Here is a 7,248-nt window from a genome sequence, read left to right on the forward strand (position 1 = left end):
AGGCGCGGAATATCCATACGGCAGCCGCAATCCGGGCATTCCACCGTATGTGCAGGCAGCGTCGCATCAGGAAGATAAGACTTGTAGCGCCACCAGCGATGGTAGGCAGGAATCCGTTTCATGGTTCGGCAGGGGATAAAGAAGGTGCAAAGAGTGTCGCATTATAAAGGAAAACAGAAGGATAGCCCAAATTTAGGTCGATATTTGATTGAATGGCGGCTGCTTAATAAGGTTTGGGCCGTCTGAAAAGTTTGAAAAGGGTTTAGAAGATTATTGCTATGAGCCGTTAAATTTTATTAATAGGTCTTAGTTTGGTTTATTGTCATTAGTATAAAAATAATATATATTCTCATTAATTAAAAACACGATGAGCCTTGTAGATCTGTGGAAGGTACGCGGTCAACGAATCTGAAGCAGGTTAAAAATTATCTTCTTTGTTTTTAAAACGATTCTTTTCAAATTAGACGGATTTTTAACCATAAAGGCCGTCTGAAACCATCTGAAACTATTAGTCTCTTAATTCAAAGGAAACATCATGAGTGAAACACAAGAGCTGACTTTCGCCAAACGCTTAAAAGAGCAAACCACAGTTACACACGACAGCGTTGATAACTTGGTTATGTCCGTTCAGCCTTTTTCCAGCAAAGAAAACTACATCAAATTCTTGAAACTTCAATCTGTTTTCCATAAGGCCGTCGATCACATCTATAAAGATGCCGAATTGAACAAAGCCATTCCAGAGCTTGAATACATGGCGCGTTACGATGCCGTGACTCAAGACTTGAAAGACTTGGGTGAAGAGCCTTACAAATTTGACAAAGAATTGCCACACGAAACCGGTAATAAAGCCATCGGCTGGCTGTATTGCGCCGAAGGTTCTAATTTGGGTGCGGCATTCTTGTTCAAACATGCTCAAAAACTCGAATACACCGGCGAATTTGGCGCACGCCACCTGGCTCCTCATCCGAACGGCCGCGGCAAACACTGGCGCGCTTTTGTCGAGCATCTGAATGCTTTGAACTTGACTCCGGAAGCTGAAGCGGAAGCCATTCAAGGCGCGCGTGAAGCTTTTGAATTCTATAAAGTGATTCTGCGTGAAACCTTCGGTTTGCCGGAAGGTGCGGAAGCGCCTGAAGGTATGATGCCGCACAGACTCTAAAAAATAATTAAATCAAACAGACAAGGTCTCGGCGTAGATGTTTGCAGGGGCCTTTAATTACACTACAAAGTTTTGTTTGAACGGGTTGCTGTCTTATTAATCATTAATGATTATCAGAAAATTTATTATGTATTAACTGATGGATGAACAATCCATTACACCTTGAGTTGATAATATGAAACCATTACAAATGCTCCCTATTGCCGCGCTGGTCGGCAGTATTTTCGGCAATCCAGTCTTGGCAGCAGATGAAGCTGCAACCGAAACCACACCCGTTAAAGCAGAGATAAAAGAAGTCCGCGTTAAAGGTCAGCGCAATGCGCCTGCAGCCGTGGAACGTGTCAACCTTGGCCGTATCCAACAAGAAATGGTACGTGACAACAAAGACTTGGTACGTTATTCCACCGACGTTGGCTTGAGCGACAGTGGCCGCCATCAAAAAGGCTTTGCCGTACGCGGCGTGGAAGGCAACCGTGTCGGCGTCAGCATTGACGGCGTAAACCTGCCTGATTCCGAAGAAAACTCGCTGTATGCCCGTTATGGCAACTTCAACAGCTCGCGTCTGTCTATCGACCCCGAACTCGTGCGCAACATCGAAATCGTGAAGGGCGCAGACTCTTTCAATACCGGTAGCGGTGCATTGGGTGGCGGCGTGAATTACCAAACCCTGCAAGGTCATGATTTGCTGTTGCCTGAGCGTCAGTTCGGCGTGATGATGAAAAACGGTTACAGCAGCCGCAACCGCGAATGGACAAATACACTTGGTTTCGGCGTGAGCAACGACCGCGTGGATGCTGCTTTGCTGTATTCGCAACGTCGCGGTCATGAGACCGAAAGTGCGGGCGAGCGTGGCTATCCGGTAGAGGGTGCCGGTAGCGGAGCGAATATTCGTGGTTCTGCGCGCGGTATTCCTGATCCGTCCAAACATAAATACCACAGCTTCTTGGGTAAGATTGCTTATCAAATCAACGACAACCACCGTATCGGAGCATCGCTCAACGGTCAGCAGGGCCACAATTACACGACTGAAGAGTCTTATAACCTGACCGCTTCTTCTTGGCGCGAAGCCGACGATGTCAACAGACGGCGCAATGCCAACCTGTTTTACGAATGGACGCCTGATTCAAATTGGTTGTCATTGTTGAAGGCAGACATCGATTATCAGAAAACCAAAGTGGCGGCGGTTAACTACAAAGGCTCGTTCCCGATGGATTATTCCACCTGGACGCGCAACTACAACCAGAAGGATTTGGACGAAATCTACAACCGCAGCATGGATACAACCTTCAAACGCATTACGCTGCGTATGGACAGCCAGCCGTTGCAACTGGGTGGGCAACACCGCCTGTCGTTTAAAACATTTGCCAGCCAACGTGAGTTTGAAAACTTAAACCGCGACGATTACTACTTCAGCGGCCGTATTTTGCGCACGACCAGCACGATTCAGCATCCGGTGAAAACCAACAACTACGGTTTCTCGCTGTCCGACCAAATCCAATGGAACGACGTGTTCAGCAGCCGCGCAGGTATTCGTTACGACCACACCAAAATGATGCCTCAGGAATTGAACTCCGAGTGTCATGCTTGTGACAAAACACCACCTGCTGCCAACACTTATAAAGGTTGGAGCGGTTTTGTCGGTTTGGCTGCGCAACTGAGCCAGACATGGCGTTTGGGTTACGATGTAACTTCCGGCTACCGTGTCCCCAATGCGTCCGAAGTGTATTTCACCTACAACCACGGTTCGGGTAACTGGTTGCCTAATCCGAACCTGAAAGCCGAGCGCAGCATCACTCATACCCTTTCTCTGCAAGGCCGCAGCGAAAAAGGCACTCTGGATGCCAACCTGTATCAAAGCAATTACCGCAACTTCCTGTCTGAAGAGCATAAGCTGACCACCAGCGGCGATGTCGGCTGTACTCAGATGAATTACTACTATGGTATTTGCAGCGATCCTTATTCCGAAAAACTGGATTGGCAGATGCAAAACATCGACAAGGCCAGAATCCGTGGTCTTGAACTGACAGGCCGTCTGAATTTGGGTCAAGTGGTTTCTTTTGTACCTGAAGGCTGGAAATTGTTTGGTTCTGTCGGTTACGCGAAGAGCAAACTGTCAGGCAACAACAGCCTGCTGTCCACTCAGCCTCTGAAAGTGATTGCCGGTGTCGACTACGAAAGCCCGAGCGAGAAATGGGGCGTGTTCTCCCGTCTGACTTATTTGGGTGCGAAAAAAGCCAAAGATGCGCAGTACACTGTGTTTGAAAACGATGGCTGGGGTACGCCTTTGCAAGAAAAGGTAAAAGACTATCCATGGTTGAACAAATCGGCTTATGTGTTTGATATGTACGGCTTCTACAAACCAGTGAAAAACCTGACCCTGCGCGCGGGCGTGTATAATGTGTTCAACCGCAAATCCACCACTTGGGACTCCCTGCGCGGTCTGTACAGCTACAGCACCACCAACGGCGTTGACCGCGATGGCAAAGGCTTAGACCGCTACCGCGCACCCGGCCGCAACTACGCCGTATCGCTGGAATGGAAATTCTAAGCAGTTAACGGATAGCTAAAGGCCGTCTGAAAGTTTTAATGACTTTCAGACGGCCTTTTTTATTTAAAACGAAAATTTTAAACGGATAACAACGGTTGCTGCCGAACAATCGCGCGGATGATGGCGCGGTTGGGGTGTAGTGCGGTTCTCAGCCTTTGCGATAGCGGATGCGGCAAGCCGAGTATTTCGGCTGCAATGGCGGCGGCGCAGATGGGGGCTGTCGCCAGGCCGCGTGTGCCGTGTGCCGTATTGATGTAGGCATGGGGCAGGTAAGGGCAGGGAATATTGTCGAGGCGGTAGTTTTTGTCCAATGCCAGTTTGGCGTAGGCGGACTGCATGGCGGCGATGTCGCCGAGTGCGCCGACAACGGGCAAGTGGTCGAGGCTGTCGCAACGCAGGGCGGCATGGCCTTGTGTGGATTGGAGCGGTGGAGTTTGCAGGCCGTCTGAAAATAGGGATTGTGCCAATGGCGGATTAAGCTGGTGCAAGGCATCGCGGTTTTCGGCTTCTTCGTGCGGATACCAAGTTTCATCGTTGCTGTTGAGGACAAATGTCGCGCCGTAGCAGTGGCTGCCTTGCCAGCTCGGGCTGATGTAGCTTTCGCCGGAAATGGCGCAATGCAGTTTTTGTGAAAACGGGCTGGCGGATACAACGCCGGTTTGGCCGCGGATTTGGCGGAAAGGCAGGGATGAGACATTGGTGTCGGCAGCAGTCGGGCTGTGCGCACCCATACAGTAAACGATATGGCTGGCATTGAAATGCGCGTTTGGCGTGTGTGCCGTCCATTGTGCGCCGTCATGCGATACGGCGGTCAGCGGCGAGTGTTCGTGTAACTCGATCAGCGGATGGTTCAATAAGGCATGCACGACGGCGGGCGGATTCAGCCATACGCCTTGCGGCCAGTAAAGGCCGTCTGAAAATACGTCTATGCCTGCGATGGACGCAGCCTCTTCGGCAGATACGCTGCGGTAAAGGTGTTTATGCTGGTGTTGCAAACCCAAGGCCTGATTGCGTTTGCGTTCGCTGTCGTCAAAATTCAAATGCAATACGCCGTCGCCGCCCCATGCGTCGGAGTCGGGCAGCAAGTCTTCCAACAATCGGCGCGTGTAGCCGTAGCCTGTCAGCAGCAGCTCGGTTTGTTCGGTATCGTGTGGCGAGATTTTGGCGTAGAGCAAGCCTTGGCGGTTGCCGCTGCCTGCCTGCGCCGCTTTACCTGCCTCCAAAACCGTAACGCGTATGCCGTGCTCAGCCAGTTTGCGTGCGGTTGCCGCGCCGGCAATGCCTGCGCCGATAATCAGGACGTGTTCGGGCGCGGCTTGATGTTCAGGCCGTCTGAACCAAGGTTTTAGGGGAGTTGGGGTGGATTGGGGTATGGCTTCGGTTTGCCATTCGATATGATGGAAATGTTCGTATAAGCGGTCGGCGCGGTGTGGAGGAACCAGCCAGAGATGCACATCAGGCAAGAGGTTTTCTAAAACATTGACGCTGTTGAACTGAAGGCATTTCATGGCTTGAACGAGGCGGTTGTTCAGACGGCCTTCAAGCTCGGAGGGATGATTTGACAGCGGAAAATCGGGAATATGGTTTTCAGGCAGGCAGACAATCAAATAAAGCGGCGCGGTATGTTGTTCGATGGCGCGGCAAAGGGTAGCAAGGGAAGGTGTGGTGTTCCAAGCAAGGCAGGTCATGATGAAAGGCCGTCTGAAAAAAGAGGCTTTATTGTAACGCGGTTTGCGCGGATAGAATATCCGGACGGGTTTTGATAAAATCTTTCGATATTTGTTTTCCCATTGATTTTCATACAGGAATTTTATGCGCCGTCTTTTATTGTGCCTTCTCGCTTCCGGCTTACCCGTTGCCTGTTTATCCGCGCCGCCGGATAACGGCGGCCAAGCCTTTCAGCCCGAACGGTGGGCAACACCCATTAAACACGATGCCAACCTTTATCGCATCGATGACAAGCTTTACCGCAGCGAGCAGCCCGTTGCCGAAGATGGCGAAGCCATTGTCAAGCTGGGCATTCAAAGCGTGATCAACCTGCGCTTTTTCGACCGCAACGATGACGACCATTTGAAGGCGTATGGTTTGACCTTGCTAAACCGTCCGTTACTGTCATGGAGCATTAAGCCGAAAGAGATTGCGGAAATCCTATACCTGATTGAAAAACAACAGCAAAACGGCGCAGTGCTTATCCATTGTTATCACGGCGCAGACCGTACCGGTTTGATTGCCGGAATGTACCGCATCATTTATCAAGGTTGGCCGGTGGAAGAGGCAAAAGCCGAAATGCAACATGGGCCTTACGGTTATCACAGCATTTGGAAAAACATTGCCAAGCTGTTTACCGAAGAGAAAGTCAAGCAGGTTAAAACGCATTTGGAAGCCTTGCGCAAACGCGGTTGACGCCAAGATTCAAAACATAAAAAGGCCGTCTGAAAGATTTGTTTTTTCAGACGGCCTTTTTAATGGCAGACGGTCTAAATCACAAAATCCGTAGATGATAATTGAATGCTTTGATCCATATCGGCAGAAGGGGTTTTTGAAGAGCGGCCGACCGGTTTGGCCGGTACGCCGACAACGGTAATCGAAGACGGTACGTCGGCAACCACCACGCTGCCTGCGCCGATTTTGGCATTTTTGCCGATGCGGATGTTGCCCAATATCGAAGCGTTCGCACCAATCATCACGCCGTCGCCGATTTTCGGGTGGCGGTCGCCGCTTTCTTTGCCCGAGCCGCCCAGCGTTACGCCGTGGAGGATGGAAATATTGTTGCCCAAGACGGCGGTTTCGCCGGCGACAAAACCGGTGGCATGGTCGAGCATCAAACCATGACCGAAACGGGCGGCCGGGTGGATATCGACGCCGAACACTTCCGACATGCGGTTTTGCAGGAAATACGCCAGCGTTTTGCGGCCGTTTTGATAAAGCCAGTGGTTGATGCGGTGTGCCTGTACGGCGTGGAAACCTTTGAAATACAACAGCGGCAGCGAATATTCATCACAAGCCGGGTCGCGCTCGTAAATGGCTTTCAAGTCGGCCTCGACACATTTGCTGATGCGGGTGTCCGCACTTAAAGCCTGCTGATAAATTTCAAACAGCGCGCGCACGTCCATAATCGGACTGCCGAGCTTGCTGGAAAGATGGTAGGCCAATACCGAATCGAGAGACTGGTGGCGCAATACGGTTTGATGCAGGAAGCTCGCCAGCATCGGCTCGGCCGCGGCGGCCACTTCGGTTTCTTCGCGGATGGTGTGCCACAGATTAAAATCAGTTGAATTCAAATGGTCTTTTTTCATGTTTGAGGCCGTCTGAAGAATACAATCAGATGGTTATCTTACCGTTTTCCAACGTCTTTTAACAAGGCATTTGATAATCGACGTTCAAATGCTTGAAGTTTTTTCAGACGGCCTTATATATGAAACATCGAATATCAACACGCTAAAAGGATGTCAGAAATGACGGAGCATAACGAACAACATCAACACGAAGCAGAAGAAGCGGCAGCCGTAGAAACTGCCGAAACCGTTGAAACCGAACAAGC

General features: G+C 50.4%; 5 protein-coding genes. 3 read left to right on the forward strand and 2 right to left on the reverse strand.

What is annotated here, in order from left to right:
* Window positions 1–535: 535 nt before the first annotated feature.
* Both ACTHUT_RS11760 and ACTHUT_RS11765 read left to right on the forward strand, forming a co-directional pair.
* Window positions 536–1,159 (forward strand): biliverdin-producing heme oxygenase, encoded by a 624-nt coding sequence (locus ACTHUT_RS11760; protein WP_440386689.1) that lies wholly within the window; start codon window positions 536–538, stop codon window positions 1,157–1,159.
* A gap of 175 nt (window positions 1,160–1,334) precedes the next feature.
* Entirely contained in the window at window positions 1,335–3,707 is a 2,373-nt protein-coding gene (locus ACTHUT_RS11765; protein WP_440386690.1) for a TonB-dependent hemoglobin/transferrin/lactoferrin family receptor, read from the forward strand.
* Window positions 3,708–3,784: 77 nt separating this feature from the next.
* On the opposite strand, the gene mnmC is transcribed toward ACTHUT_RS11765, so the two are convergent.
* Window positions 3,785–5,395, reverse strand: coding sequence for an FAD-dependent 5-carboxymethylaminomethyl-2-thiouridine(34) oxidoreductase MnmC (mnmC, locus tag ACTHUT_RS11770; RefSeq protein WP_440386691.1), 1,611 nt, complete (start codon window positions 5,393–5,395; stop codon window positions 3,785–3,787).
* A 124-nt stretch (window positions 5,396–5,519) separates the two neighbouring features.
* On the opposite strand from mnmC, the gene ACTHUT_RS11775 reads away from it, so the two are divergent.
* A complete protein-coding gene (locus tag ACTHUT_RS11775) occupies window positions 5,520–6,110 on the forward strand; it encodes a tyrosine-protein phosphatase (protein ID WP_222571455.1) in 591 nt (196 codons plus the stop codon).
* Window positions 6,111–6,184: 74 nt separating this feature from the next.
* Here ACTHUT_RS11775 and cysE read toward each other — a convergent pair whose 3' ends face one another.
* Window positions 6,185–7,003, reverse strand: coding sequence for a serine O-acetyltransferase (gene cysE / locus ACTHUT_RS11780; protein ID WP_440386692.1), 819 nt, complete (start codon window positions 7,001–7,003; stop codon window positions 6,185–6,187).
* Window positions 7,004–7,248 lie beyond the last annotated feature (245 nt).

It is taken from the genome of Neisseria sp. P0022.S010 (assembly GCF_051956635.1).

Coding starts and splice junctions, on each gene's coding strand:
- ACTHUT_RS11765 (WP_440386690.1), top strand. CDS start 1,335: ATGAAACCATTACAAATGCTCCCTATTGCCGCGCTGGTCGGCAGTATT.
- ACTHUT_RS11760 (WP_440386689.1), top strand. CDS start 536: ATGAGTGAAACACAAGAGCTGACTTTCGCCAAACGCTTAAAAGAGCAA.
- ACTHUT_RS11775 (WP_222571455.1), top strand. CDS start 5,520: ATGCGCCGTCTTTTATTGTGCCTTCTCGCTTCCGGCTTACCCGTTGCC.
- cysE (WP_440386692.1), bottom strand. CDS start 7,003: ATGAAAAAAGACCATTTGAATTCAACTGATTTTAATCTGTGGCACACC.
- mnmC (WP_440386691.1), bottom strand. CDS start 5,395: ATGACCTGCCTTGCTTGGAACACCACACCTTCCCTTGCTACCCTTTGC.